We start from the raw sequence: 26,795 nt of genomic DNA on the forward strand, positions 1-26,795 counted from the left end.
AAAAAATAAAAAATAAAACTAATTTGTTGTTGCAGATGCTTTTTTAATAGAGGCGACAGCGGCTTTTAACACCCCTAAACCATCTACTTTTCCGTATAGCAAAGAATCGATCACTTCGACCGGTTTATGAGGCAATAATTTTTGGATATCAGGTAACATCCAACCAATTTGTGGACCTAGCAAAATCAAATCAGCATCCTGTCCTTTTTGTGCCGCTAATGTTTCAGGAAATGCTTCAATAACCACAGGCACATCATATTTTTCTGCTTGTGCTCGCATTTTGGTCACGAGAAGGGATGTTGACATGCCAGCAGAACAAAATAAGTAAATATATTTCTTTTGCATAAAACCCTCTTGAGTTGGCAACGATTTACCCTAGAGAATAACCAGGCTTTCTCTTGTGCATTCATTACTGTGTCAGTACAGAAACCGAAGTAAGATTAAAACATGGATTGTTTCTGCTTGAATGAAGTATACGCAATGATACTAGTTAACGATATTTCTTATAGGTTAATAATTGTCTCTCCTTGACCTACTCTTTTGACACTCTTCACAAATTGAGCAAATAATCTTAAGCGTTCTTTCACGTCACAAAATTTGTTCTTCATTTTCCTTTAATGATCTCTCGCAAAATTTCGCCATTTTAGTCAAGTTAATCCTTTATTATTATGAGAATGTGAATTAGTATCATTACTCTTTATGCTTTTGGTGGTATTATCATCTTCTTTGTGGATCGACATTTAAGCCACTGCTGTAAAGATCCGTCTTATTTCGTGTTGCAACAATATGGGAAAGAAAATGTTTAAAAAGTCATTAAGCCCACTGTTTTTACTGCTTTCTTCACTTGTTATCGCCGGTTGCGATAATGCTCAAGACACATCAACAGCACAATCAGCAGAGAAGCAAACTCTCACGATTGAACATTTTCAAGGGACAACTGAAATCCCAGCACACCCACAAAAAGTGGTTGTGATGAATATGGAAACCCTCGATATTATTGATGCATTAGGTGCTCCTATTGTTGGTCTTCCACAAACCAATGTTCATTTACCTAAATTTTTAGAAAAATACACCAATCCGAACGACTATATCAATGAAGGTGCGTTATTCGAGCCAAACTATGAAAAACTCAGCACAACCGCACCTGATTTAATTTTAAGTGGTAGCCGTGCTCGTGATGCGTATGCGAAATTAAGTGAAATTGCGCCTGCGATTTCAATGGATATCGATCCGAAACGTTTTGTCGAAAGCCTTGCTGAACGCACAACAACATTAGGTCAGATTTTTGGCAAAGAAGAACAAGCTAAAAAATTACTGGCTGATTTCAATACTAAAATTGATACTGTAAAAGCCAAAACACCCGATGCAGGTAAAGCAATGGTTGTATTAGTCAGTGGTGGTAAAATCTCAGCGTATGGTCCTGGTTCTCGCTTTGGCTTTATCTACGATGTATTAGGTTTTGAGCCCGCTTATGTATTTGATAGCCCAGGCTCACACGGCAACATCGTCAACTCTGAATTACTGTTAAAACTTAACCCTGATTGGATGTTTGTTATTGACCGTGATGCAGCGATTGGTCGTGAAGATTCACAACCCGCTCAACAAGTCCTTGATAATGCATTGGTAAGAAAAGTGAATGCTTGGAATAAAGACCAAATCATCTATCTTGATGCAAGCTCTATTTATATCTCTGGCGGGATCCAAACCTACTCTCGCTTAATGGATACGATTAATCAGGCTTTGGATCAAAAAAAATAAAGTAACTGAATGAAAACGTTCCATTTATCATTGGGGATAGGACTTGTTGCTATCCTCTCAATGATCAGTTTATTTATCGGCGCAGGAGATATCACTCCTGCTTCGCTTTTTACTGATCCTGATATGCGCGATATCTTCTTTATCAGCCGTGTGCCAAGAACCCTGTCATTATTACTTGCCGGTGGTGCCATCAGTGTTGCAGGCTTAATTATGCAACTGCTAACTCAAAATCGCTTTGTCGAGCCCTCTCTTGCAGGAACAACTCAATCTGCAAGCCTCGGGTTGTTAGTCGTCATGTTGCTCTTTCCTGCGGCGGGCATCTTTACCAAAATGGTAGTGGCTACTGTTTTCGCCCTTCTTGGTACGTTGTTATTTATGTTACTCCTGCAAAGGATCACGTTAAAAACAACACTGATTGTGCCTTTAGTGGGAATTATGCTTAGCGCAGTTATCGGTGCATTGACTATCTTCTTAGCCGTTTATTTCGATTTATTGCAATCCTTAGATGCATGGACAAGTGGCGATTTTTCAAGTGTATTACAAGGCCGTTATGAGTTGTTATGGCTTGTAGGTGCACTTGCATTAATGGCGTGTTGGGTCGCTGATAGCTTTACTGTTGCTGGTATGGGACGTGAGTTTTCAATTAATGTGGGCCTAAATTACCGTAAAGTGATGATCATCGGATTATCGATTATCGCTCTAATTAGTGGCGTCGTTGTTTCTGTTGTAGGTGCATTACCTTTTCTCGGCTTGATTGTGCCAAATCTGGTGAGCTTAGTGATGGGGGATAATATTCGTAAAACCATCCCTTGGGTTTGCTTAAGTGGCGGCGCTATCGTTTTATTATGTGACATCATTGGTCGCCTTATCCGTTATCCATTTGAGATCCCAGCTAGCGTTATTTTAGGGGCTGTAGGGGCTGTCATTTTCCTTTTCTTATTATTAAAGCAACAACGTTATGCAAAAAGTTAATTCATCTATAATTAGCACATGTACTGGCGCTGTTAAAGATAAGAAAAAGCGCCTATCTCCGATGGCACGTATTGGGTTATTGCTTGGTGCCTCGTTATTAGCCATTGTGTTATTTATGACAATAAACCTAAATGGCAATATCTCTTATATTCTGACTCATCGTGCTTATATCGTTCTCACCATGATTGTAGTGGCGTTCGCGGCCGGTGTTTCCACCATATTGTTCCAAACTATCGCGAATAACCGTATCTTGACACCGTCGCTGATGGGATTAGAGGCTCTGTTTGTTTTGCTACAAACCGTGTTTGTCTTCTTTGAAGGTGATATGCCTGTATCGTGGATGTTGAACCTATCAAAGTTTTTCCTAGAATCAACATTGCTGGTACTGTTTTCGGTTGTACTCTATCGTTGGTTATTCAGCTCTGTGCGTTTTAACATTAATTTAGTCCTGATGATTGGAATTATCTTAGGCACGTTATTTCGCAGTTCAGCGACTCTATTACAACGTTTGATGGATCCCAATGAGTTCTCCATTTTACAAGGGCGCATGTTTGCCACTTTCACCCGTGCAACCCCTGATCTTATCTTTTGTGCTTTAGCGATTATTGTGGTTGTTGGCATCTTACTTTGGCGTATGCGCTACAGCTTTGATGTCATGGCATTAGGTCAAGCAAATGCCATTAACCTTGGTATAAATTACCGCAAACAAACCACTTATATTTTATTACTGATTTCTGTTTTAGTGGCTGTTTCAACTGCCTTAGTTGGTCCATTAACCTTTTTAGGTTTAATTGTGGCTAACCTTGCTTACCATATCAGTGGCAGTAGCCAACACCGTTTCTTAATGCCTGTTGCCTTTTTACTGGGCACTATCGCCTTAATCGGCGGGCAACTGGTTTTAGAATATGGTTTAAAAATGACAGGAACACTTTCTGTTGTAATTGAGTTTGTCGGTGGAATGTTCTTTATCTATTTGGTGTTAAGAAGACTTTAATATGATTGAAATCAGCAAAATATCAAAGCATTATCAAGATATAACCGTTCTCGATAATATTACAACAACAATTCAACGTGGCGGTATTACTTCGATCATTGGCCCTAATGGTGCGGGTAAATCCACACTGCTTTCTGTTATTGGACGTTTATTAATTCCTGAAAGTGGCATGGTCAGTGTTAACGGTATGGACGTTGCAGCAACAGATAGCGATGTGCTTGCAAAAAACCTTTCAATACTGCGCCAAGAAAACCAGTTCGTCAGTCGTTTAACCGTAGAAGAATTAGTCGGATTCGGCCGTTATCCTTACAGCAAAGGCCGTTTAACGCTTGATGATAAAAAAGTCATTGATGAGTCATTAGCTTTTTTAAATTTAACTGAATTTCGTCATCGCTATCTCGATGAATTGTCTGGTGGGCAACGTCAACGCACCTATGTGGCGATGGTGCTATGCCAAGACACAGAATATGTCATGCTTGATGAACCACTCAATAATCTTGATATGAAACATGCGGTGATCATGATGAAACTTCTGCGAAAAGCCGCAGATGAATTAGGAAAAACTATTATTATTGTTATTCATGATATCAATTTTGCCTCTGTTTATTCTGACTATATTTTAGCCATGCGTAATGGACAATTGTATTATCATGGCTCCCCAAAAGAGATAATGAAAGCGGACATTATCGAAGATATTTTCGACACCCCCGTTGACATTAAAGAGCTCGATAATAAATTAATTGCTATGTATTACTAATTCTATTTATCCCGATTATCGTCAATAAAAAGCATGTTGTTCTTCTTATTAACAACATGCTTTTTTATTGTCTTTTTTCTTTTGAGATCAGCGCCGAATCAATATCTTCAAAGATAGATTGCCATTCATTATCATCAATATCCATCAACCCAAAATAGCGTAACAAAAAAGTGCCTTCTGCTGCTAAAAATGCCAATCGCGCACGTTTTCCTGCTTCTGTTTTCGTATCTACACCTGCTAATCGTTGCTGATACCACTCTTTTGTACTTTGTAAATATTCTGGCGTTTGTAGCAAAGCGGCCATCAAACTGGCACCTTTAGCAAAGGCGACCTTATCATGTGTATGAATGGCACGAATATGTGCGGTTACCCGATTTTCAGGCGAATTATCGTTTTCAACGATCGCGTTAAATTTAGCTTCGTAACTACCTTCCCAGTGTTCAAACATTGCGTCAATCATCGCTTCTTTGCTACTAAAACAGTATTGAACACCACCTTTTGAAATTCCCATTTTTTTCGCCACAGTGTCAATAGTCAGAGCCGCAGCACCTTGCTCCATGACAATATCAAAAATGGCTTCGAGTAGCTTTTCTCTATCAATCGTTCTTTGGCGTCCCATGAAAAAACCTCTTTTCAATACGTTCGTATGGATTTATATTATACCCGCTAGTAAAAATAATACTCATAAAAATAACCGAGATTCTCTATGATAAAAGATTATAAGCGTTGGATAGTATTACTTTTGGTATCTAGCATGCTGTTTCTCATTGTTGTTGATGTAACGGTGCTTTATACCGCATTACCTCGTTTAACCCATGATTTAAATGCAAGTGCTTCAGAAAAGCTTTGGATAATGAATGCTTATCCATTAATTGTTGCTGGATTATTACCTGCAGCAGGAATGCTCACAGACAGAATAGGCCATAAAACACTCTTTATTTGTGGGTTACCATTATTCGCGTTCGCCTCTTTGTGTGCGGCTTTTTCTCCCACTGCGACAACCTTAATTGCGTCTCGTGGCTTTTTGGCTGTGGGAGCAGCAATGAGTATGCCTGCCACCCTATCGATAGTGCGACAAGTCTTTAGTGACTCGCAAGAGCGTGCTATTGCGATTGGCATTTGGTCTGCAGTTGCTTCAGGCGGTGCGGCTTTGGGGCCTTTAATTGGTGGGATGTTACTTGAACATTTTTGGTGGGGCTCAGTCTTCTTAATTAATGTCCCGATTGTTCTTTTAGTATTACCATTCTCTCTTTGGCTTATTCCTAAGTTCGCAGGACAGGGTAACCACAAAATCGATTATTTAAGTTCAGTGCTTATCTTAATCGGTTTGATCAGTGCCATTTATGCTTTAAAAGAGCTAGGCAAACCTTATACACAGTGGAATGAAGTCGCTATTGCGGGCGTCATTGCAGTCATTTTTCTCACCTTATTTACTTTGCGCCAGCGTAAACAAGCTCACCCAATGATTGATTTTAGGTTATTTAAAAACCGTTTTTTTAGTATCGGTATTTTAATGGCTGTTCTTTCAATGGTGATTATTGTGGGGATTGAATTGTTGCTTAGTCAACGCTTACAACTGGTTGCTGGTTTTACCCCCTTAAATGCAGCATTAGTGATCTTACCTATTCCAGTTGGCTCTGTATTAGCCTCTCCTCTAGCAGGCTATTTTTTAACACGATTAGGTGAAATCCGCCTGATTATTTGCGGATTCTTGCTCACTTTAATCGGAAATATATGGTTAATCGCTATCTATCAAACAACCTCTCCAATCGTGTTAATCGGTAGCTTATTTTTCATTGGCTTTGGCTTAGGTATTATTTTTACGACAGCATCGACATCTATTATGTTAAGTGTTGCCGATAAACAAGCTGGCATGGCGGCTTCTATCGAAGATGTCGCTTACGAACTTGGGAGTGTGATTGGTGTGACGTTTATGGGCAGTTTAATGAGTACGGTCTATACCTTAAAACTCGTACTACCTGACGCATTAGCTATCAATAATGCTGTCTATGACAGTTTAGATGAAGCGCTAATTGTGGCGGAAAAATTACCTAATGACACCGCATTTCTTGTCATTTCCCAAGCAAATATCGCTTTTGAAAATGCCTTTTTCGTGGTGTTAGTTACCACCGCAATTATTACTGCGGTAAGTTTGATTTTCTTACCCTATTACTTGCACAATTCTATAAGAAAAAAGGTAGCTTAATCTTCAAAAGAAAGAAACGTGCCTATAAGGCACGTTTCTTAACCATCGAAGACTAAAACCGATCTATATCTAACGCATCCATACTAAAGTGAGAAGGCGATTGCCCCATCTGTTTTTTAAACATTGTCGAAAATGAGCCGGCACTGTTATAACCTAAGTCAAAGGCAATGTCGGTAATGCCGCGTCCTGATAAGATTTGTGTTAATGAATTCAATAAACAGACTTGTTGTCGCCATTGTGAAAATGACATTCCTGTTTGTTGGCGGAAAAAACGGCTAAAAGAACGTTCACTTTTATGTAATTTATCCGCCCACTGTTGCGGTAAAGAATCAATTTTAGGATGACGAATAAAATCACGACATAATTTAGCTAATTTACTATCTTGTGGAATAGGCGCAAAAAACGGTAACGGTTTTGCTTTCCCTAGTTCACATAAGATTAACTGCATTAAAAGACCATCTCGCCCTTTTTTATCATATTCTGCAGGCACATCTACAGCTTCAAGTAAAAGTTGACGAAAAAGAGGGGAAACACTGACAACTTCACATTGTTTGCTATCACGAGGGGCTGCAGAAGGCTCGATATATAAGCTTCGCGTACTCACTTCTAACATACGAGTTTCATGCCCAGTTTCTGGTGGGATCCACACACCACAAGATGGTGGAATAACCCATTCCCCCTCATCTGTACTCACTTCAATTAATCCCGTAGCCGGGTATAAAAATTGGGCTCGGCGATGTTGGTGCGTTTCTAACAGCGTATTGGGTAAATAGTCTGTACCCAGCGCAATAACATCTCGATCAAGTGAATCAACGCTTTTTAACGGTACATTTCTCACTGTTTGGATCACTCTCTTTTTATCTTCGTCCTTTTTAATATAGCAGTTATCCCATACTCCACGCATTGGCAAATAATGAGCTATATAATTAAAATAGTTATATATTTAAATAAACAACAAAAGTATCTTATGTGAAATTTCAACCTTCTTGATATCTATTTAATAAACCTTATTAACAATCAAAAAACGAACTATTAACACCCTTCGTAAATAGGCTGAAATTCAAATGTCATTGTCTGGTTTTAGAATGTTGGCAAAAGATTAATCAACTACTATCCCTCTCGTAGATGTTATTTCGAACATGCTGCAATTATCTATGCATTCAATAATAATGCAGCGGATACCAGACATTCCCTTTATTCATAGCCTAGAAAAATCATGCACATTCTTTATATCAAGTATCGGGTATATCGGCATCCGCCTATTATGTTTAAGGTAGAGTTCATTATGAGCAATCAGTCCGATCACGATAGTGATACAAAGAGCATTCTTAACGATGTTAGTCGCCGTCACTTTATTCAAGCGAGCTCAGCATTAGTCACCCTCCCGTTCCTCGCTTCACACTCTTTTGCCACGACCACAGACAATGCTATACCCGTAAAACCAATAACAACTGAAGCTGATGAACGCGTTGTTTCAACTTGCAGTAGCTTTGACTGTGGCGGTAAATGTGATATTCGAGCCCATGTAAAAGATGGCAAAGTCACCCGTATTAGCACACGTCCCGATGCTGATCTAGATGAAGAAATGCCTATTATGCGTGCCTGCGTTCGAGGTCGCGGTTATCGAAAATTTGTCTATCATCCAGACCGTTTAAAATACCCAATGAAACGCGTTGGCAAACGTGGTGAAGGCAAATTTGAACGTATCACTTGGGAAGAAGCGACCACTCTTATTGCGCAAAATATGCAGCGTATGAACCAGCAATATGGCCCCGCATCACGCTTTATCAGCTTAAGTACGGGGGTTACTGGTGGTATTTTCTCTGGTGCGAATATGTTACGTCGCCTATTTAATATCACTGGGGGTTTTCTGGAAAACTATCACTCCGTTAGTAATGGAAATACCCTTGCGGTCACTCCTTATACTTACGGTACAGCTGCCAGTGGTAGCACACTTGATACGTTAGAAAATACCCCTCTTGTGATTTTATGGGGCCATAACCCTAACGAAACGATTTTTGGTCATTCAAACCATTTTTTCCAAAAAATGAAGAAAAACGGCACTAAATTTATTGTCGTTGATCCTCGTTATTCTGATACTGCCTCTTCTTTGGCTGATCAATGGATCCCGTTACTCCCCACAACAGATAACGCCATGATGGATGCGATGATGTATATCATCGTAAGCGAAAATCTGCATGATCAAGCTTTTATTGATAAATATACTGTTGGCTTTGATGAGCACCAAATGCCTGAAGGTGTGGATGAAAATGAATCTTTAGTTGCCTATTTAATGGGTAAAAAAGATGGCATTAAGAAAACCCCTGAATGGGCTGAAACCATCACTAAAGTACCAGCAGATACTATTAAACAATTGGCTCGCGAATATGCATCCACAAAACCAGCTACATTGATGCAAGGTTGGGGGCCTCAGCGCCATATTTGTGGTGAACGGACGGCACGCGGTGCAACATTACTTGCAACTATTACCGGTAATGTGGGTGTTCGTGGTGGTTGGGCTGCCGGCTATGGTATGGCTTTAAACTCTGAGTTGCGTAAAACCATTGCAGGACCAAGCCTATTAACCAACCCAGTAAAAGCGAAAATTAATATCACCAACTGGGTGCAAGCGTGTGAAGACAAAAATTTAGTCACACCACAAAATGGGTTACTGAACGCCGAGAAACTTGATACTGAAATCAAGATGATTTTCTCAATGGCGGGTAACTACATGACAAACCAAAATACCGATATTCTTCATGCTGCGAAAGTACTTGAAGATGAATCGAAAGTAGAATTTATCGTCTGTAGTGATCTGTATCTGACACCTAGTGCAAAATATGCCGATATTTTACTACCTGAAACCAGTTTCTTAGAACGCTGGAATATCGGTGGTACATGGAGTTATGGCGACTATATTATTCTTTCTGAAAAAGTCATCGAGCCTGAATTTGAACGTCGTACTGACTACGATTGGTTACGTGAAGTTGCCGATAAATTAGGTGTGGGTAAACAATTTAGCGAAGGCAAAGAGACTGATCGCGATTGGATTGAATATTTAGTCAATGACGCAAGTGTTAAGCGTCCTGAAGACGGTATTCCAACCTTTAAAGAACTATTGGTTAAACGCCGTCATCTCTTAAAACATCGTCCACATACCCAAAATGTGGCATTTGAGAAAAATATCCAAGATATCAAGAATAATCCATTCCCAACGCCATCGGGCAAAATTGAGATTTTCTCTAAGCGCTTATATGACATGAATAATGTCGATATTCCGGCACTCTCTCATTATGTGCCTGCCATTGAAGGGCCTGAAGATGCGCTAACGGATAAATTCCCATTACAACTGATCACATGGAAAGGGCGTAATCGCGCAAACTCAACACAATTTGCCAACCCTTGGTTACAAGAAGTACAGCGTCAAGAACTCTGGATTAACCCATTAGATGCCCAAGATAGAAACATTAAAGAGGGCGAAAAAGTCAAAGTGTATAACGATCGTGGGGTAACGATGGTTCCCGTCAAATTAACACAACGAATTATGCCTGGTGTCGTGGCCTTGCAAGCAGGAGCTTGGTGGCAACCTGATGCAAAAGGCATAGATCAAGGTGGATGTGCCAACGTATTAACATCATCCCGTAGCACCGCAATGGCACACGGCAATGCTCACCAAACATTATTGGTCGAGGTAGCAAAAGCATGAGTCAATTTATCGTTTATCCCGCTGTGAGCAACAAACAGTTAGGGTTTTATATCGACAACGCTCGCTGTTCAGGTTGTAAGGCGTGTCAGGTTGCGTGTAAAGATAAAAACAATCTTGATGTTGGACGTAAATTTCGTCGGGTCTATGAAATCACTGGAGGCGGTTATACTCGCAATCCTAAAGGCGCGCTAGTCAATAATGTCTTTGCTTACACGCTGTCTATCTCTTGTAACCACTGTGACGACCCTATTTGCGTTAAAAACTGCCCAACAACAGCAATGCATAAGCGTGAAGGTGATGGCATTGTCATGGTAGATACAGACAAATGTGTCGGTTGCGGTGCTTGTGCGTGGTCTTGCCCTTATGGCGCGCCACAAATGGATCCAGAAACCAAACAGATGTCGAAATGCGACTTTTGTATTGATTTACAGCAAAAAGGTGAACAACCGGTTTGTGTTGCAACTTGTCCTTTAGGTGCAATCCAATTTGGTCCTATTGATGAACTACGTGAACGTTATGGTGATTTAGATTATGTCACGGGTTTACCTTCCCCTGAAATAACGCATCCAAACCTTGTTATTAACCCACATCAGGGTGCCAATAATGACGGAATTAATAATAAGGGAGAAAGAAAATGAATGAATGGTCATTGTTAATCTTCACATTTATGATGAATGCGACCATTGGTCTTGCGCTAACAACAGGGCTTTTTGCGCGTCGCCTTTCTCATTATCTCAATGCAGAAAGCGACTATCGCTTTATGCTGTTAGCCTTATTTGTTATTTGTGGGTTAGCTGGTTTAGGCTCTATCGCTTCAATTACTCACTTAGGCGTACCGTTAAATGCACCGAATGCGATTAGAAATGTGTTTTCTGCTTGGTTAAGTCGTGAAGTTGCCGTCACGGCCATTTTTGTCGGTTGCCTAGGATTAACCTTTTTATGGCTCTGGCGCACTCGCAAACTCTCAATGCTTCTATTAAGTATCAGTATTCTGATTGGGTTATTTGATATCTATTGCATGGCGTCGATTTATCGCCATACCTCTATTTTAACCTGGATGGATCCTAACACTTACGTCATGTTCTTCGGGGCAATGTTAACGCTTGGCGTCGCTCTTTTCTTTTTGCTGACCAAAGTATTACAACGTATAGGCAGTAAGTTAGGTATTGAAATACCACAAGACTCTTTACCCATGCGCTGGAAATGGCAATTATGGGGAATAATGGCATTTAGCTTAATCGGTCGATTACTGTATCAACCTTTTTATGAGCAATATTTAACTAGCACACTCTATAGCCAAAAATCGGTGACATTCCCGTTATCGCCTATTCAAGTGTATTACTCCATTGGTTCGTTACGTACTACCTGTTGGATATTAGCCACCATTGCAGTATTAGCTTGTGGCTATAGTTTAGTGAAATTTCTAGCTCCTAAAAATCAAGGTAAATCAACTGAGTCTATTTTTGCACTTGGCTGTGTTGTCGCAATTATCGCTGACTTTATGTTGCGCTATGTTTTCTACTCAATTCACTAATTATCATTGAGCAAATCGTTTAAATAATAAAAAAACAAACCCCATTATTGGGGTTTGTTTTAAGGAAATATTAAAAATTATGAGCAGGCTTTCTTATTACGCGACTGCATTTAATTTATTGGGAATTTGTTATTTATTCTCACCAGATGATGAAACCAATAAAATTGCACTCAATTTTTTTAAAACAGGGGATTTTGTAGCACAGTGGCCTTGTAAGATTGAAAATCACCTTTGTGAACGTCTAATTAATTCTGTTTCTATCGATACTGCGCAACTAAAAACCCAATGGCAAAATCTTTTTATTGGCCCTCATGCCTTACCCGCACCGCCTTGGGGGTCGGTTTATTTAGATCCTGAAGGCTTATTACAAGGGGATTCTACCCTTGCTCTCAGTGAGTTTTTAAAACGGGAACGTTTAAAAATAAACACGTCTTTTCCAGAGCCTGTTGATCATATCGGTTTAATGTTATTTCAAGCGGCGGTATTAGCATCGGAAAAAAGAGAAGACGCAGTTAATGAATTACTTTCCCTTCATTTAACCACATGGCTACCTCACTATTTAAATAAATTAAAAATGAGTGGGTATAGCCAATTTTATAGCACATTAACAGAACTGGTAACCATCACGGTGAAAGCATTCAGAAAATAGAAATTAATTAACAGCTCATCATCCTAACATAATTATTTAAGGTAATTTGGATCACGCACCCAAATTACCTTTTTTCGTTTAGGGTATTTTCCTTTTTAAATCATGACGACTTTAATCCTAAACGCTTTGTTAAACGACGTAAGTTAGCCGGATCAAGTGATAATTCTCGCGCAGTTGCCGCCCAATTTTGGTTATTACGTAGCAATGCTTGTTTAATTAAGTCTCGCTGAAACTCATCCGTTGCTTCTTTTAAATTTTTGTCTTCAGAAGGTAACGTTTGAGGGGAAGGGTGAAGCGAGTTTTCAGTTCCCAAAGCAAAATGGTTAACTTGTAAAATAAGGCTATCAGTTTTATTTCCAGCCCTCGCTAATACAATTGCTCGGTGAATAGTATGCTCTAATTCACGCACATTACCCGGCCAAGAATAGTGTAACAAATAAAGGCGTAACTCAGGGCTAATAATCACTTGAGTCAGATTAAAACGCTGACGATATTGCTCGCAGAAATAACCCACTAATAACAAAATATCTTCCCCCCTTTCTCGCAATGGCGGGACATGCAGAGGAAAAATACTTAACCGATGGAAAAGGTCAGCACGGAAATTCCCTGCTAACACTTCTTCCCATAAATCACGATTGGTTGCTGCCAATACACGCACATTAACGCGTAAATTACGATCATCACCAATCCGTTGAATATCCCCATATTGTAAAACACGCAGTAACTTGGCTTGAAGTGATAATGAAAGTTCCCCTATTTCATCAAGAAACAAGGTCCCGTTATCAGCCATTTCAAATTTACCACTGCGATGGCTAATTGCGCCGGTAAAGGCACCCTTCACATGACCAAATAATTCACTTTCTGCCACACTCTCAGGAAGTGCCGCGCAATTTAAATAGACTAACGGATTATCTGCACGATTAGACATTTCATGAATGGCTTTGACCACCAGCTCTTTACCCGTTCCCGTTTCGCCACTCACTAAAATATTCATATCTGCGGGTGCAACAATTTCTATCTCTTTTTTCAGTTGCATCATCGAAGGCGATAAACCAATAATTTCTGTTTTTACTGTAGGCTTAAACGTATTAGTTGGTGTAAATAACATATTTTGATTTTCGAGTTGCTCAATCAATAACGCATTATTTAATGCACCAGCGGTTAATGCAGCAATTAAACGTAATTCTTCATCACTAAAGGTATCAAACTGATGGGGATCCATACCATCAAGCGTTAAAGTGCCAATTAAATCTTGCCCCGCAAATAATGGTAACCCCACACAAGCATGAACTTTTAAATGCTCTCTATCTGGGATAAGGCCATCGTAAGGATCGGGTAAATCACTGTCCGCAGGAAAACGCACCACATCCCCTGCTCGCGCGATAGTTTCCAAACGAGGATGCCCTTCAAGTAAAAAACGGCGCCCTAATACATCAGGCACAAGGCCATCTATGGCTAATGGGATAAACTGATGAGGTTCATAACGAAGCAATGCTGCGGCATCACAATTTAACACTTGTCGAAGTGTGGTCACCAGTCGCTGAAATCTATCTTGGTGACCCACATCTTTTTGTAATTCAATGGCAATTGTAGCCAACACATCAACGGAAAAGCCCATAAAAACACCTCATAGTCATTATGACTGTTATTATGGTCATTTTGACATGATAAAGATAGTCATATTGACAATACACAAATAGCCATAAAAATAAAAATCTTTTAAAACAATAAGATAAAAACTGGCACGCTTCTTGATTATATCTATACATATCCCGATGAAAAGATTAATGAGAAGGAACAATACAAAATGGCTATTCATGTTAAAAATAATGTTAATTGGGTTGGACAACGTGACTGGGAAGTTCGTGATTTTCATGGCACTGAATATAAAACATTATTAGGAAGTAGCTATAACAGCTACCTAATATGTGAAGAAAAGAATGTCCTTATTGATACAGTTGACCATAAATTTAGTCGCGAATTTGTACAAAATTTACGAGCTCAAATTAATCTGGAAGAGATTGATTACATTATTATTAATCATGCAGAAGAAGATCACGCTGGCGCACTTACTGAGCTGATGTCTTTTATTCCTAATACTCCAATTTACTGCACAGCAAACGCCATTGATTCAATCAATGGGCATCATCATCACCCTGAATGGAATTTTAATATTGTTAAAACAGGCGATAGCCTTGATATTGGTAATGGCAAGCAACTGATTTTTGTTGAAACACCAATGCTACACTGGCCTGACAGCATGATGACCTATTTAACTGGTGATGCGATTTTATTTAGTAACGATGCTTTTGGTCAGCACTATTGTGATGAACGTTTATTTAACGATGAAGTTGACCAAACAGAATTATTCGAGCAATGCCAACGCTATTACGCCAATATTCTGACGCCTTTTAGTCGGCTTGTAACACCCAAAATTAACGAAATTTTAGGCTTTAATTTACCTGTCGATATGATTGCCACGTCTCACGGCGTGGTATGGCGTGATAATCCAACACAAATTGTTGAATTATATCTAAAATGGGCAGCAGATTATCAAGAAGATCGTATCACTATTTTCTATGACACCATGTCTAACAATACCCGTATGATGGCAGATGCCATTGCACAAGGTATCAATGAAATTGACCCTAATGTGTTTGTAAAAAGCTATAACGTCGCCAAAAGTGATAAAAATGACATTATCACGAGTGCGTTTCGTTCTAAAGGTGTGCTTGTCGGTTCATCAACAATGAATAATGTCATGATGCCAAAAATCGCCGCCATGCTTGAAGAGATGACGGGTTTACGTTTTCGTAATAAAAAAGCCGCTGCTTTCGGGAGTTATGGATGGAATGGTGGTGCGGTTGACCGTATTCAAACCCGTTTAATGGACGCTGGATTTGAAACCGCACTGGCACTAAAAACCAAATGGCGTCCAGATATGCAAGCACAAGAAATTTGTCGTGAATATGGTCGTGAAATTGCACGTCAATGGGCTTTGGCACCACTTCCTGCGACTCAACCTGATTGTATCACCTCATCACAATCTGAAGCTATCGCAGATGTTGAAGCAATCGACTTAGGCCCACGTATGCAATGCAGTGTATGCCAATGGATTTATGATCCGGCAGTAGGTGAACCAATGCAAAACGTTCAACCTAATACGCCGTGGAGTGAAGTCCCTGATAGCTTCTTATGCCCTGAATGCTCATTAGGAAAAGATGTCTTTGATACACTTGCGAAGGAGGCAAAATGAGTACAGGCCTTCTTAATAATGGGATTGTTATTATTGGTGCGGGGTTTGCCGCACGCCAATTAGTTAAAAATATTCGCAAATTTAATGCAGATATTCCCATTACTTTAATTGCATCAGACAGTATTGATGAATATAACAAACCGGATTTAAGCCATGTTATTAGCCAAGCTCAGTGTGCAAATGATTTAACCAAACAAACAGCCCAAGAGTTTGCACAACAGTATCAACTTGCGATCTATCCTTATACGCAAATCGTTGATATTAATACAGATGAAAAACGTATTCAGAGTGCCCAAGGTGAACAATGGTATTACGATAAATTAGTATTAGCCACTGGAGCCAAAACTTATTGTCCTGCTATTTCAGGCCATGAGTTAATGTTTACGCTTAATAGTCAGCAAGAATACCAAACTTATGAAACACAAATTCGCCAAGCTAAACGTGTATTAATTTTAGGTGCGGGTTTAATTGGCACTGAATTAGCCATGGATTTTAGTCGAGCAGGTAAAGAGGTGATCCTTGCAGATATTTCAGGGCAATTATTATCGTCCTTGATCCCGTCTGATCTTAGTGGTCGTTTGCAATCTAGCCTCACTAAAATTGGTGTGCGATTAATGCTGAAATCACCATTACAGTCATTAACACAAACTGATAACGGTATTTTAGCGACATTTAATCAACATCATCAATTAACTGTTGATTGTGTTATTGCCGCAACAGGACTCACGCCGAATATAGAGCTCGCTCATCTTGCGGGTTTGCATACTGATCGTGGGATTGTTGTGAATGAATATCTGCAAAGCAGTAATAGCAATATTTATGCCTTAGGTGATTGCGCACAAATCAACGGTAATTTACTACCGTTTTTACAACCCATCCAATTAAGTGCGATGCATTTAGCCAAATCACTCGTAGGTGAAAATAATACTCCACTGAATTTACCGCCAATGATTATTCGGGTGAAAACACCGTTAATGCCTCTACATCTTGCCGGTGAGACTGCGCGTAATGACTTAACGTGGAATATTAATACAACACAATCAGGTGTTATCGCCAAAGGCTTTGATGATAACAATGTATTACGCGCCTTTGTCGTTACAGAAGAACAAGTAAAAGAAGCTTTTGCATTATTAAGAGCACTGTCCGCTTAATTTAAATAACATACGAGATGCTGATATGAATTTACGTGATCAACCATTGGGCCAACTGGCTCTATCTATTTCTGGCGCCAGTGCCATATTCCGTCAATATAACCTCGACTTTTGTTGTGGTGGAAAAAGAACATTAAGCAAATCTGCAGAAAAAGCAGGGCTTAATATTAATGAAATTGAAAATAAATTAATTGCCCTTTCAGAACAACCATTAGAAAAAGATTGGCGACAAGCATCATTGAGTGAAATTATTGATTTTATTATTGTTCGTTATCATGACAAACATAGAGCACAATTACCGGAACTTATTCTACAAGCAGAAAAAGTAGAACGAGTTCATGAAGCAAAACCGACTGTCCCTAAAGGATTAGCACGCCAATTGACGCTATTATTAGATGAATTGACAAGCCATATGATGAAAGAAGAGCGCATTCTCTTTCCTATGATAAAAAATGGCTTAGGAAACCAAGCCGGAGCCCCCATTAGTGTTATGGAACACGAACATGATGATGCAGGTGAAATTGTTGAAGTGATTAAATTTATTACCAAAGATGTTACTCCTCCGCCGGAAGCCTGTACTACATGGCGAGTGCTTTATAATGGTATAAATGAATTTATTGACGACTTAATGAATCATATTAGTTTAGAAAATAATTTATTATTCCCAAGAGCATTAGCGGGTGAATAATAAGTTAATACAGGGGATTTCATCATCCCCTGCTATTTTTATGACCATCAGTAAAATCTACCGCTCTCCTTGCGTATCAATCAACAAACGCTGATTAATATATTCAATGGTCTCGTCTATCGTCATAATATTATTTACAACGTTAGTGATCCCTTGCCCGATAATAATTTCTGCTTGGCGTAAATTAAATAACTTACCATTCGGTATCGATGACTCTCGTATTCCCTTATTAATTTCTTGATAAGCCAATGTCATCCATGGATAACGATGGCTAATCTCTTGGTTATGACTGAAATTTTGATGATTACTATTTCCACCTAATAAAATGAGATGATCCATAACCATTGGAGAATAAAGCCAACGATAAAATTGCTCAGCATATTGTGACTTTTGACTATAACGAGAAACGGCTAATACACCGCCCCCTAATTGTGGAATACCACCTGGTACGGGCGCAAATCCAGTTTTAGGTAAAATATTACTATGAGCCACATCGTTAAATAAATTCATATAAGAGACAAGCATAGCAAGATGCCCTTGCTCAAATTGTCTAACCGACTCACTCCACCATTTATTATAAATATTTTCAGTAATCGACAATTGTTGTAGGTATTCTTTTAATACTTCACCCGCTAAAGGCATTGCTAATTGAGGAATATTATCACTTCCTATTAAGCGCCCCTCTTTGGCGTAATAACGTAAAAGATATTCTGTTGCAATTAATCCTGCACTGCCCAATGTTGTTGAAGCGCCCATTGGACGACTTATTTGTCCTTCTTCATGTAATTGTGTAAAAAACTGAGTCACATTGTCGTACTCTTCAAATGTTGTCGGTACGGTTAACTCATTACCTGTTTTTTCGTAATACATTCTTTTTAGAATAGGATCTTCAAACAAGTCTTTTCGATAAAATAGGAGTTGCGCACTGGCATCAAAAGGCATGGCATAAGCAACATTATTCACTAAACTAAATTTCTGCTGAGTAGGCAGTGAAAAATTATTTAATAAGTCTGTTAATCCGTTACCAATTTTATCTAATGGCTGTAATATTCTTTCCGCAAACCAAGGAAAACAAGCCATATCAATACGCAATAAATCATAATATGGATGTAAATGTAACTGACTTAATATTTGATAAACTTCATCGTATGGATGTATCGCTAAATTAACTTTAATCCCTGTTTGGCGATAAAAATGAGGTAGTAATTTTTTTAATGCACTAGTAGAAGGGCTAGGTAAAATCAGTAAATTAAGACTTAAATCGTGTTTATCAGAAGCAATAATGGCAGGTGTCGCCGTATAAAGATGATCACTTTGATTACGCACATAAGTGACTTTACTCTCGATTATCTCCGTTTCCTCTTCTTGCATTAGTGCATCAATCACTTCCAACCCAAGTTGAGCGTAGTTCATGGGAAAGTAATATAACCCTTTTAATACAGGAGGGATATTGTCGCTTAATGCAAAAATAGGTGGGCAATCATCATGGCTACCGAAATAACTGGCTTGTGTTAAATAACGCGCCTTTTCGCTATCTTGAGCAATAAAAATGTCTGGAATTTGCTCCATAGAAAAGAAATCAAACGCAATTTTATAGCTCTCTTCATCTGATGCACAAAGCACCACACTTTTTTTATTAGGTGCATACTCTAAAAGTCGACTTTGCAATTCATTAGCAAAAATCTGATTATTCACATAATCACTACTCCCTATAAAAATACCTACTAATTGACCAGTTGTATGCATGACTTGCAGGCAAATAGCATCAGCGGCTTGAGCAAAATCGAGTGTGAAGAATCGTTGGGTATTAAGTGGCTGACGATAAACAAAGGCAACGTGTGAAGGGGATAATTTTAACGTGTCAAAATAGATATTTGCATCATTGAGGCAACTTACGGTGATCACTTGTTTATAACCCCCCGCTGCAATTTTCTGTAATGCCTCTAGCTCAGTGGTTTCAAGATCATCCGTTAAAAAAAGATCATAAGTCACTTCAGAAAATTGAGCAATAGACTGCCTTAAAGCATTAAAGAAAACGGCATATTTTTCAGAAACTAATTGCGGTAAAAGTATGGCTATTTTATGACTTTTATTGGCTCTTAACAGTTGAGCCTGGGTATTTAATTGATAACCCATTTGTTTGGCGGCTTGATATACAGCTTCAATTTTCTCAACGCTTACATTTCCACGTTTATTCAATACGTTAGAAACTGTCCCATGAGAAACGCCTGCTAATTTTGCAATATCTTTAATCGTTGCCATTGACCTTTTTCCATCTCAATTTCCGCTTTCACTAGCATACCTGAATTATTTATCACGACTACTGCTAATTAATTTGAACGTTCCATCATTAAATAGCTTATAAAACAATCTGCTAGAACTTATCTAAAATAAATGATTATCAATATCAATTTTCTTTAATATATATATTAATCAATAAGATAAAAAATTTAATTTGAATAAGATCACTGATCTGATCTTCATTTATTGGCAAATAATCTTCATCATTTTATTATTGGAACGTTCAAATAAATCTATAACTTACAGATAGCCAACACCAGATAATTAATAAAATCCTAATAAAACAATAGGATAAGGGAATTTTTATGAAACTTCATTTTTTAGGGACGGCGGCCTCAGAAGGCATACCCAATCCCTTCTGCCGTTGTGAACACTGCCTGAAAGCAAGAGAACTTGGTGGGAAAGATATCAGAACTCACTCTTCTGCCATTGTCGATGACATTATGTTAATCGACGTATCACCTACATTTAGTTACCAATTAATGCGTGATGGAATGGATGCTACCAATTTTGAAAGCCTTCTATTCACTCACACTCATCCTGATCATTTCAATGTTGGCGATCTGTTTAGCCGAATGGAAGGTTATGGTTTTGAAATTAACCATCCTCTTCATATTTTCGGCAACGATCGCGCAATTAATGGCTGCATTGAAGTACTACCTGGCTACAGTAAAGAACGTTTTGCTTTTCACTGCTTAATTCCTTTTGTTACTGTCGAAAGAAATGGCTATAAAATTACACCATTACTCGCTAATCATGCGAAATGGGAACTTTGTTATGTTTATCATATTGAGAAAGATGGCAAAGTGATTTTTTATGGTCATGATTCTGGTTGGTTCCCTGAATTAACATGGAAATGGTTAGAAAATAAACCTCTTGATATCGTTGTTTTTGAATGTACTTATGGACTCAATGGTAAAGATCGTACCGATAATCATATGAGCCTAGAAACCGTATTTGCCGCGCAAGAAAAACTGCAACAACAAGGTTGTTTGCATCAAGATACACAAATTGCTGTTTCACATATTTCACACAGTGGCAAATTGCTTCATCACGAATTAGAAGCTGTTTGTGCTCCTCATAATATCCGTGTTGCCTACGACGGATTAACGTTAGAAACAAATTAAGAGGAGAACGATGATGGAGATGAAAATAACCTCTCGCTTACTGATTATGATGTTTGTGCAATATTTCATGCAAGGTGCGTGGAATATGACCATGGGGCTGGTATTAAGTAGCTATGGTATGGCAAGCATTATTGGTAATGCCTACGCTTTATTAGGCGTCGCAACCATTATCTCCCCATTATTTATAGGTATGGTGGCTGACCGTTTCTTTGCTTCACAAAAAGTCATGGGCATCCTTCATTTAATTAATGCGGCAGTCATTATTTGTGTTCCTCAATTTATTGAAGCACAAAACAGTGGCATGACACTATTCTTAATTTTCATTATTGGATTACTGTTTTACCCTACAACTGCGCTTTCAAATAGCATTAGTTTCTCCCATATTAATGGCGTGAAATATTTCCCTATTATTCGTGTATTCGGTACGTTTGGTTTTATGGCTATCGGATTTATATTAGGTGAAATGGGCTTCTCTGGGAGTACGATGACTTGGTATATCGCTTCTGCAGTGGGTGTTTTACTTGGTTTCTACTGCTTTACCTTACCGAACACTCCTCCTAAAGCAAAAGGCAAACCATTCTCTGCTCGTGATATTTTATGTTTAGATGCGCTTTCATTATTTAAAGACCGCTATTTCGCTATCTTAATGTTTAGTATCTTTATTTTAATGATCCCAAAAACAGCGTATTCCGCTTATATTCCGGTCTTTATTAAAGCATTAGGTTTTAATAATGCGGCCTCTATCATGCAAATAGGTATAGCCTGTGAAGTCCTGTTTATGTTTGTATTGTCATTCTTCTTAATGAAATTTGGCTTCAAAATTACATTACTTTTAGGTGCTGTTAGCTGGATCATCCGCTCCATATTCTTCTCTTATGCGGCGGTAAATACCGAATTCTATTTTATCGTTATCGGATTAATGCTACAGGGATTATGTTGGGACTTTTTCTTTACTGCTGGTGATATCTATGTTGACCGCAAAGCCAAACCCGAAATTCGTGCTCAAGCACAAGGCCTACGCTTTATTGTCTCTAATGGTTTCGGCTTATTATTTGCTTCCACTATTTGCGGTCAAATCTTTAATTCAACCGTAACAGAAACAGGCGATGCGTCATTACCACAATGGTCAACATTCTGGATATATCCAGCAATCGTCGCTGCCGTTGTAACCATATTCTTTATCTTCTTCTTTAAAGATGATGTAACGAAAAAGAAAGATAATGAAAATAAAAAAGCCCAGGAAGGCATTGCAACACCATAGTCTTAAAGTAAAGGAATAAGCCAACGTTAGGAGCAAACCATGGACGCATTAATTCAGTTTGTTGACAGCATTGGCCCTTTATCACTATCAAGTATTGCTAAACTACTGGCTGCCTTTATTTTGGGTGGCCTTATTGGCTTAGAGCGTGAATCAAAGGGAAAACCTGTCGGTTTTAAAACCTGTGTCATTATTGCCGTTGCCAGTTGTTTATTAACGATTGTTTCTATTCAATCCGCAGAACATTACGCCAATATCTCCGACAACATTCGTAGTGATCCAATGAGATTAGCGGCACAAATTATCAGTGGTGTCGGCTTTCTCGGTGCTGGCGTTATATTGCATCGACGAGATGATGCCATTTCAGGCTTAACGACGGCGGCAATAGTATGGGCTTCTGCGGGTGTTGGTATTGCTTGTGGCTCAGGTTTTTATTGGCATGCCATGATTGTGACGTTTCTCTTTTTTATGGCAATTAAACTCAGTCCACAAGTGGTGCTATTTCAGATGAAAAATCAACGCCTAGGTAAAATTAAAGTCCGTATGTTATTTACTCATGAAAGTGGCGTTCCCGTTTTAATTGAGTATTTGAAAAACCATAAAGACGTGATTGAAAATTTGACGATCCGTGATATTAAAAAAGAGCGCGTTGAAGTGAATTTGAAATTATTAGTGAGGCAAAAAATTACTTTACCTGAATTTTATTGTTCATTAAAACAGCTTGAACATGTTCATTCTGTTTCGCTAGATCACTAGTTTCTTCGAAAACAAAAATTGCGCTTTATCTTAGATAATAGCGCAATTTTTATTAGTCGGACGCCACTCCGAACACCACCAAACAAAAAACACATAAATTATCAATCAATTAGTATAATCTTGATAAGATTTTTACCATTACTTTGTTATATTCACATTTAATCTATAGCTAATTTCCTTACTATTTATTGTGTCAGAAACTCATAAATGATGGGATTATTTTCTATTAAGATGATAACGATAGACGGTAGCTTCTAAACATTTTTCTTCTGGTTTCCAGTTTTCAATGATATTAACTAAACCACCATCAGCATAGTAATTACCATCTTCTTGTAGAAAAATATCTATATTATTTACAATATATAAATCTGTTTCACACTCATCTGAATGTGCTGATGCCACTTCATTCCTAGTAACATAAACTGCGTTACCTTCTGTCGTTGTACCTTTAACTTCAACACGCCTAAAGATACCATTTTTATGGCATTCTAAATCATAAGGGCTATTAGAAGATGTATCTAATACTTCAAATCCCTGCTGTTGATAATCTTCTTTTGCTTTGTTCATTGCATAAAGCTCAATTGTCTTTTTCTTTTTAATGTCAGTAACTCGCCCCTGATAGCTTGATTTTTCCTTTTTCAATATTAGAGGTAATTCAGTATCAATATCTAAAGTGTCTATCTTTTCCCAAGCATAAATAGCACTTAACGCCTTATTTGGTTTTTCCTTATAATCGAGCACATTATACAAAACCTGAACTGGTTTGTTCCCATAATGTTCTATATAAGATAGACGACCAATATAAATAAAAGGCTGACTACTACTTTTTATTTTTTCATGTATCCGAACAAATAAAATAACATTTTCACCAGAGAAAATTCTTTTCATATGAGGTGTTGTTATGGTGTTTGTATTTTGTGATTCCCAATGAAGCTTCTTTCCATTATCAATAAAAATATCATTATATTTATGACTACGTTCTTTACTTCTTTTATCTAAAGTAACAAATAAAACAATACAATTTTTAAAGCTTGTAATTCCTGTTATCTCTTTATTATTCTTTTGAGGCTCTACATTGGCTGTTACTAAAGCGTCATTTTTTCTATATTCATTTCCAACAACCAAATTTTGGTAGTCAAATACTTCATCTTTACGTCCCATCATAAAACCTTATTAGATGATCTATGTATAATAGCTAATTATATTAGCCAAAATTCATCACCCATCCAAATGAGTTAATCACGGACTATAAAAAATTTATACATATTGTGATTTGAACACCATCAGAAAACTGACACCAAGGGAGTGCTTTAATTTTCAGGGTTACCCTGCTGACTATAAATTACCCAAAGATATGAGCAATGCTAATCTATATAAACAAGCTGGGAATAGTGTTGTGGTACCTGTTATTGAACGAATTGCACAACAAATAAAAGTGGCGCTAGGATAAAATGTAATAGTTTTAAAATTTAAATCCCTAATCTCAATTTTCTAAACCTATTATCATGATCATAAGACAAAGCCCGATAAATAAATGATTTTATCGGGCTTTGTCTTAACAGAAATCGAGTTATTACTCTTGATATTTTAACGGGTTACCAAAACGTTCTAGATACATAATGCCAAATATTGTTGAAGCATAGTCTGTAATATGTCCTACATCACGATAAACTGGCACACCTTCTATGTCGGTTAGACAGACATTTTTGTCGCATTGTACATCTTTGGGATCAATGATAATTAAGGTTGGATAGTCTTTTTTTAATTTAGCAAATAACTGATCCATCCATGTATTTCCCCCACCTTTATAGTTTTTGGGGTTACAGTTATTATCTGCAAAGTCTTTTCTTAATTTTGCATTTTCATAAAAGCAGGTCATAAAACCACTTGGCATAGAATTGACTGCTTTAATAAAAACAGGTTTAGCTCCCGTAGCAATAATAATATCAAGTGCTTCACGCATCGCTTTCTCAACGCGTTTACGAGACTCATCAACAGTTCTTACATCTCCTATCTTATTAATGACATGATTTGACGCGTAATTATTCCAAACCTGCCCAAATATTACATAATCAAAGTGGTTATTCTTAATAAGTTGATAATATTTCGCTGTTTGATCATAACAACGTTGATAAACGGTATTTTTATGATTAGACCAGTCATAAAGATAAATATTAGGAAGTGTAATACACGATGAAGTTGCTTGCGCATAGACATCTATCTTGGCATCTTTACCTAAAATATCCATAAAGCCCCAGTAGTGATTTGCATGAGAATCACCGAATAAAAAGGCTTTTTTCTGGCCTCCCACTTCACCAATATGGCACATTTTATCGGGATCAGAGGCCTCAAAATTCATACATTTAGTTCTATTTGGGTAATCAAACTGATTCAGTTTAGCTTCTAAATTAACATAATTTTGTCCAAGTCTAGCGCCAACACCTTGATATTTTTCATTCAACGCATTTAACCCTAGAGCCAATAAAATAGGAACAATCAACAAAAGTGTGATGGAATATTTAAAAGCTAAACGCTTTCTTCTAAATGGTTTTTCAATAAGAAAATAAGAAGTCATTGAGAGCAATAAAGTTAATGCTAACAGCAATCCTTTTTGTAGTTCTGTATTAAATACACCAATATAACGAGCGATAGAAAACAGTGGCCAATGCCATAAATACAATGAGTAAGATAATAACCCAACAATCACAATCGGCTTTAATGAAAGTATTTTTTTAATAATACTTCCATGCTGTCCAGTATAAATGATTAATGTAGCACCAAGACAAACATACAACGTATTAAGGTTTGGATAACCGGCGATAATATCATTTTGAAATGCAATCCAAAAAATAACACCAAACGCAATTAAGCTAATAACATCATTTATTCTTCGAGTAGGTTTTATCTTTGTTGGGAAGTAGGCAACACAAGCTCCCAGCATAAACTCAAAGATCCGCGTACTAAAATAGTAATAATTTTTGGGTTGATCTTTTTGATAATAAAATACCAAGACAAACGAAATAATAGTGACTAATACTACAAAATAAAAATGATTAATACTTTCTTTTACATTGATTTTATGCAGAAAATAAAGTGCAAAAGGTAAAAAAAGATACCATTGCCACTCTATCGCTAAAGACCAAGTATGCAATAACGGTAAGAAGAGCGCATCTTGCGCGGCATAGCTGGTTGTCGCTCTTGCAAAATATTTATTAGAAAGAAAAGCTGAGGCATACTTCTCGCTATTTGTAACATCTAAATAATCGCTAGGGAGATAAAAACCCCCTGATATCACGAGTACTGAAATTAATATAACAAGATAAAGTGGCTGTAATCGCCATAATCGACGATTATAAAAATCACGAAATGAAAAATTGCCTTGTGATAATGACGTTTTAATTATCAATGAGATCAAAAAACCAGAAATTACAAAGAAAATATCGACGCCAATAAACCCTGAAGGAATTAAACGATTATCCAAATGGAAAAGAATAACCAGAATAACAGCGACTGCCCTTAAACCATCTACATCAGCACGATATTTTACATTCATCATTCAAGTACATAATCAGGATAAAAAGAATTGCTGGATTATATACTAGTTAAGAATATCACTTTAGTCGTAAAAAGATGAATTGATTATTTAATGCATTAAAGCATCTTAATATCCGTCTGGATCTTT

23 protein-coding genes are annotated in these 26,795 nt (G+C 37.8%); 16 read left to right on the top strand and 7 right to left on the bottom strand.

The genetic code is table 11. From position 1 onward, the window contains the following. Positions 1-18: 18 nt before the first annotated feature. Positions 19-345, bottom strand: a complete 327-nt coding sequence (locus GWI97_RS06045) for a PTS sugar transporter subunit IIB (protein WP_036933688.1) — start codon at positions 343-345, stop codon at positions 19-21. Between the two features lie 453 nt (positions 346-798). Between GWI97_RS06045 and GWI97_RS06050 the strand changes: the two genes are divergently transcribed. Genes GWI97_RS06050 through GWI97_RS06065 form a run of 4 tightly spaced genes read left to right on the top strand, consistent with a single transcriptional unit; the run spans position 799 to position 4,481 of the window. Further along, positions 799-1,758 (top strand): siderophore ABC transporter substrate-binding protein, encoded by a 960-nt coding sequence (locus tag GWI97_RS06050; protein WP_036933685.1) that lies wholly within the window; start codon positions 799-801, stop codon positions 1,756-1,758. Between the two features lie 9 nt (positions 1,759-1,767). Continuing rightward, complete coding sequence (locus GWI97_RS06055; RefSeq protein WP_036933682.1) at positions 1,768-2,730, top strand: ABC transporter permease; 963 nt, start codon at positions 1,768-1,770, stop codon at positions 2,728-2,730. Beyond that, the gene (locus GWI97_RS06060) at positions 2,717-3,724 is read left to right on the top strand and encodes an iron chelate uptake ABC transporter family permease subunit (protein WP_036933680.1); all 1,008 of its coding nucleotides are present in this window, start codon (positions 2,717-2,719) and stop codon (positions 3,722-3,724) included. The genes GWI97_RS06055 and GWI97_RS06060 overlap by 14 nt, the downstream gene beginning before the upstream one ends. A 1-nt stretch (position 3,725) precedes the next feature. Then, the gene (locus GWI97_RS06065; protein WP_115370591.1) at positions 3,726-4,481 is read left to right on the top strand and encodes an iron ABC transporter ATP-binding protein; all 756 of its coding nucleotides are present in this window, start codon (positions 3,726-3,728) and stop codon (positions 4,479-4,481) included. A gap of 64 nt (positions 4,482-4,545) precedes the next feature. Here the strand turns inward: GWI97_RS06065 and GWI97_RS06070 are convergent, their stop codons facing one another. After that, the gene (locus tag GWI97_RS06070) at positions 4,546-5,100 is read right to left on the bottom strand and encodes a TetR/AcrR family transcriptional regulator (RefSeq protein ID WP_036933676.1); all 555 of its coding nucleotides are present in this window, start codon (positions 5,098-5,100) and stop codon (positions 4,546-4,548) included. Between the two features lie 87 nt (positions 5,101-5,187). Here GWI97_RS06070 and GWI97_RS06075 point away from each other — a divergent pair, with 87 nt between their 5' ends. Further along, positions 5,188-6,687: an MFS transporter gene (locus GWI97_RS06075; RefSeq protein ID WP_036933675.1), complete on the top strand. Its 1,500-nt coding sequence runs from the start codon at positions 5,188-5,190 to the stop codon at positions 6,685-6,687. 52 nt (positions 6,688-6,739) lie between these two features. On the opposite strand, the gene GWI97_RS06080 is transcribed toward GWI97_RS06075, so the two are convergent. Next, entirely contained in the window at positions 6,740-7,525 is a 786-nt protein-coding gene (locus tag GWI97_RS06080; RefSeq protein WP_036938726.1) for an AraC family transcriptional regulator, read from the bottom strand. A 447-nt stretch (positions 7,526-7,972) separates the two neighbouring features. On the opposite strand from GWI97_RS06080, the gene GWI97_RS06085 reads away from it, so the two are divergent. The 4 genes from GWI97_RS06085 (at position 7,973) to dmsD (ending at position 12,576) form a co-directional block, all read left to right on the top strand. Next, on the top strand, positions 7,973-10,393 hold the full coding sequence (locus tag GWI97_RS06085; RefSeq protein ID WP_103005169.1) for a DMSO/selenate family reductase complex A subunit: 2,421 nt from the start codon (positions 7,973-7,975) through the stop codon (positions 10,391-10,393). Then, complete coding sequence (locus GWI97_RS06090; RefSeq protein ID WP_036933670.1) at positions 10,390-11,031, top strand: DMSO/selenate family reductase complex B subunit; 642 nt, start codon at positions 10,390-10,392, stop codon at positions 11,029-11,031. Before GWI97_RS06085 ends, GWI97_RS06090 begins: the two co-directional genes overlap by 4 nt. Continuing rightward, positions 11,028-11,927, top strand: a complete 900-nt coding sequence (locus GWI97_RS06095; RefSeq protein WP_103005170.1) for a dimethyl sulfoxide reductase anchor subunit family protein — start codon at positions 11,028-11,030, stop codon at positions 11,925-11,927. Before GWI97_RS06090 ends, GWI97_RS06095 begins: the two co-directional genes overlap by 4 nt. 79 nt (positions 11,928-12,006) lie before the next feature. Further along, positions 12,007-12,576 carry a Tat proofreading chaperone DmsD gene (gene dmsD, locus GWI97_RS06100; RefSeq protein WP_161751877.1) on the top strand — a complete coding sequence of 190 codons (570 nt, stop codon included), beginning with the start codon at positions 12,007-12,009 and terminating at the stop codon, positions 12,574-12,576. A gap of 100 nt (positions 12,577-12,676) precedes the next feature. On the opposite strand, the gene norR is transcribed toward dmsD, so the two are convergent. Then, positions 12,677-14,194, bottom strand: coding sequence for a nitric oxide reductase transcriptional regulator NorR (gene norR, locus GWI97_RS06105; protein ID WP_036933665.1), 1,518 nt, complete (start codon positions 14,192-14,194; stop codon positions 12,677-12,679). 189 nt (positions 14,195-14,383) lie between these two features. On the opposite strand from norR, the gene norV reads away from it, so the two are divergent. The 3 genes from norV to ytfE are packed head-to-tail and all read left to right on the top strand — an operon-like array spanning position 14,384 to position 17,671. Then, positions 14,384-15,832 carry an anaerobic nitric oxide reductase flavorubredoxin gene (norV, locus tag GWI97_RS06110; protein ID WP_036933664.1) on the top strand — a complete coding sequence of 483 codons (1,449 nt, stop codon included), beginning with the start codon at positions 14,384-14,386 and terminating at the stop codon, positions 15,830-15,832. Continuing rightward, entirely contained in the window at positions 15,829-16,983 is a 1,155-nt protein-coding gene (norW, locus tag GWI97_RS06115) for an NADH:flavorubredoxin reductase NorW (protein ID WP_036933663.1), read from the top strand. Before norV ends, norW begins: the two co-directional genes overlap by 4 nt. Before the next feature lie 25 nt (positions 16,984-17,008). After that, the gene (ytfE, locus tag GWI97_RS06120) at positions 17,009-17,671 is read left to right on the top strand and encodes an iron-sulfur cluster repair protein YtfE (protein ID WP_036933661.1); all 663 of its coding nucleotides are present in this window, start codon (positions 17,009-17,011) and stop codon (positions 17,669-17,671) included. 57 nt (positions 17,672-17,728) lie between these two features. On the opposite strand, the gene GWI97_RS06125 is transcribed toward ytfE, so the two are convergent. Continuing rightward, on the bottom strand, positions 17,729-19,933 hold the full coding sequence (locus GWI97_RS06125; RefSeq protein ID WP_087803738.1) for an extracellular solute-binding protein: 2,205 nt from the start codon (positions 19,931-19,933) through the stop codon (positions 17,729-17,731). A 344-nt stretch (positions 19,934-20,277) separates the two neighbouring features. Here GWI97_RS06125 and GWI97_RS06130 point away from each other — a divergent pair, with 344 nt between their 5' ends. From GWI97_RS06130 to GWI97_RS06140, 3 genes are read left to right on the top strand one after another with little or no spacing between them, the layout of a single operon-like run. Then, complete coding sequence (locus tag GWI97_RS06130) at positions 20,278-21,099, top strand: MBL fold metallo-hydrolase (protein ID WP_036933657.1); 822 nt, start codon at positions 20,278-20,280, stop codon at positions 21,097-21,099. A 13-nt stretch (positions 21,100-21,112) separates the two neighbouring features. Beyond that, positions 21,113-22,360: an MFS transporter gene (locus GWI97_RS06135; RefSeq protein ID WP_036933654.1), complete on the top strand. Its 1,248-nt coding sequence runs from the start codon at positions 21,113-21,115 to the stop codon at positions 22,358-22,360. 39 nt (positions 22,361-22,399) lie between these two features. Continuing rightward, positions 22,400-23,113: an MgtC/SapB family protein gene (locus GWI97_RS06140; RefSeq protein ID WP_036933651.1), complete on the top strand. Its 714-nt coding sequence runs from the start codon at positions 22,400-22,402 to the stop codon at positions 23,111-23,113. Between the two features lie 216 nt (positions 23,114-23,329). On the opposite strand, the gene GWI97_RS06145 is transcribed toward GWI97_RS06140, so the two are convergent. Next, positions 23,330-24,277, bottom strand: a complete 948-nt coding sequence (locus GWI97_RS06145; RefSeq protein WP_103005173.1) for a DUF3427 domain-containing protein — start codon at positions 24,275-24,277, stop codon at positions 23,330-23,332. A 109-nt stretch (positions 24,278-24,386) separates the two neighbouring features. Here GWI97_RS06145 and GWI97_RS18585 point away from each other — a divergent pair, with 109 nt between their 5' ends. Then, entirely contained in the window at positions 24,387-24,563 is a 177-nt protein-coding gene (locus GWI97_RS18585; protein ID WP_196738676.1) for a DNA cytosine methyltransferase, read from the top strand. Positions 24,564-24,686: 123 nt separating this feature from the next. Here GWI97_RS18585 and GWI97_RS06155 read toward each other — a convergent pair whose 3' ends face one another. Beyond that, entirely contained in the window at positions 24,687-26,669 is a 1,983-nt protein-coding gene (locus GWI97_RS06155; RefSeq protein ID WP_224215407.1) for an acyltransferase family protein, read from the bottom strand. Positions 26,670-26,795 lie beyond the last annotated feature (126 nt).

Origin of the sequence: Proteus sp. G2300, assembly GCF_009915965.1 — a bacterium.
Lineage (GTDB): Bacteria > Pseudomonadota > Gammaproteobacteria > Enterobacterales > Enterobacteriaceae > Proteus > Proteus vulgaris.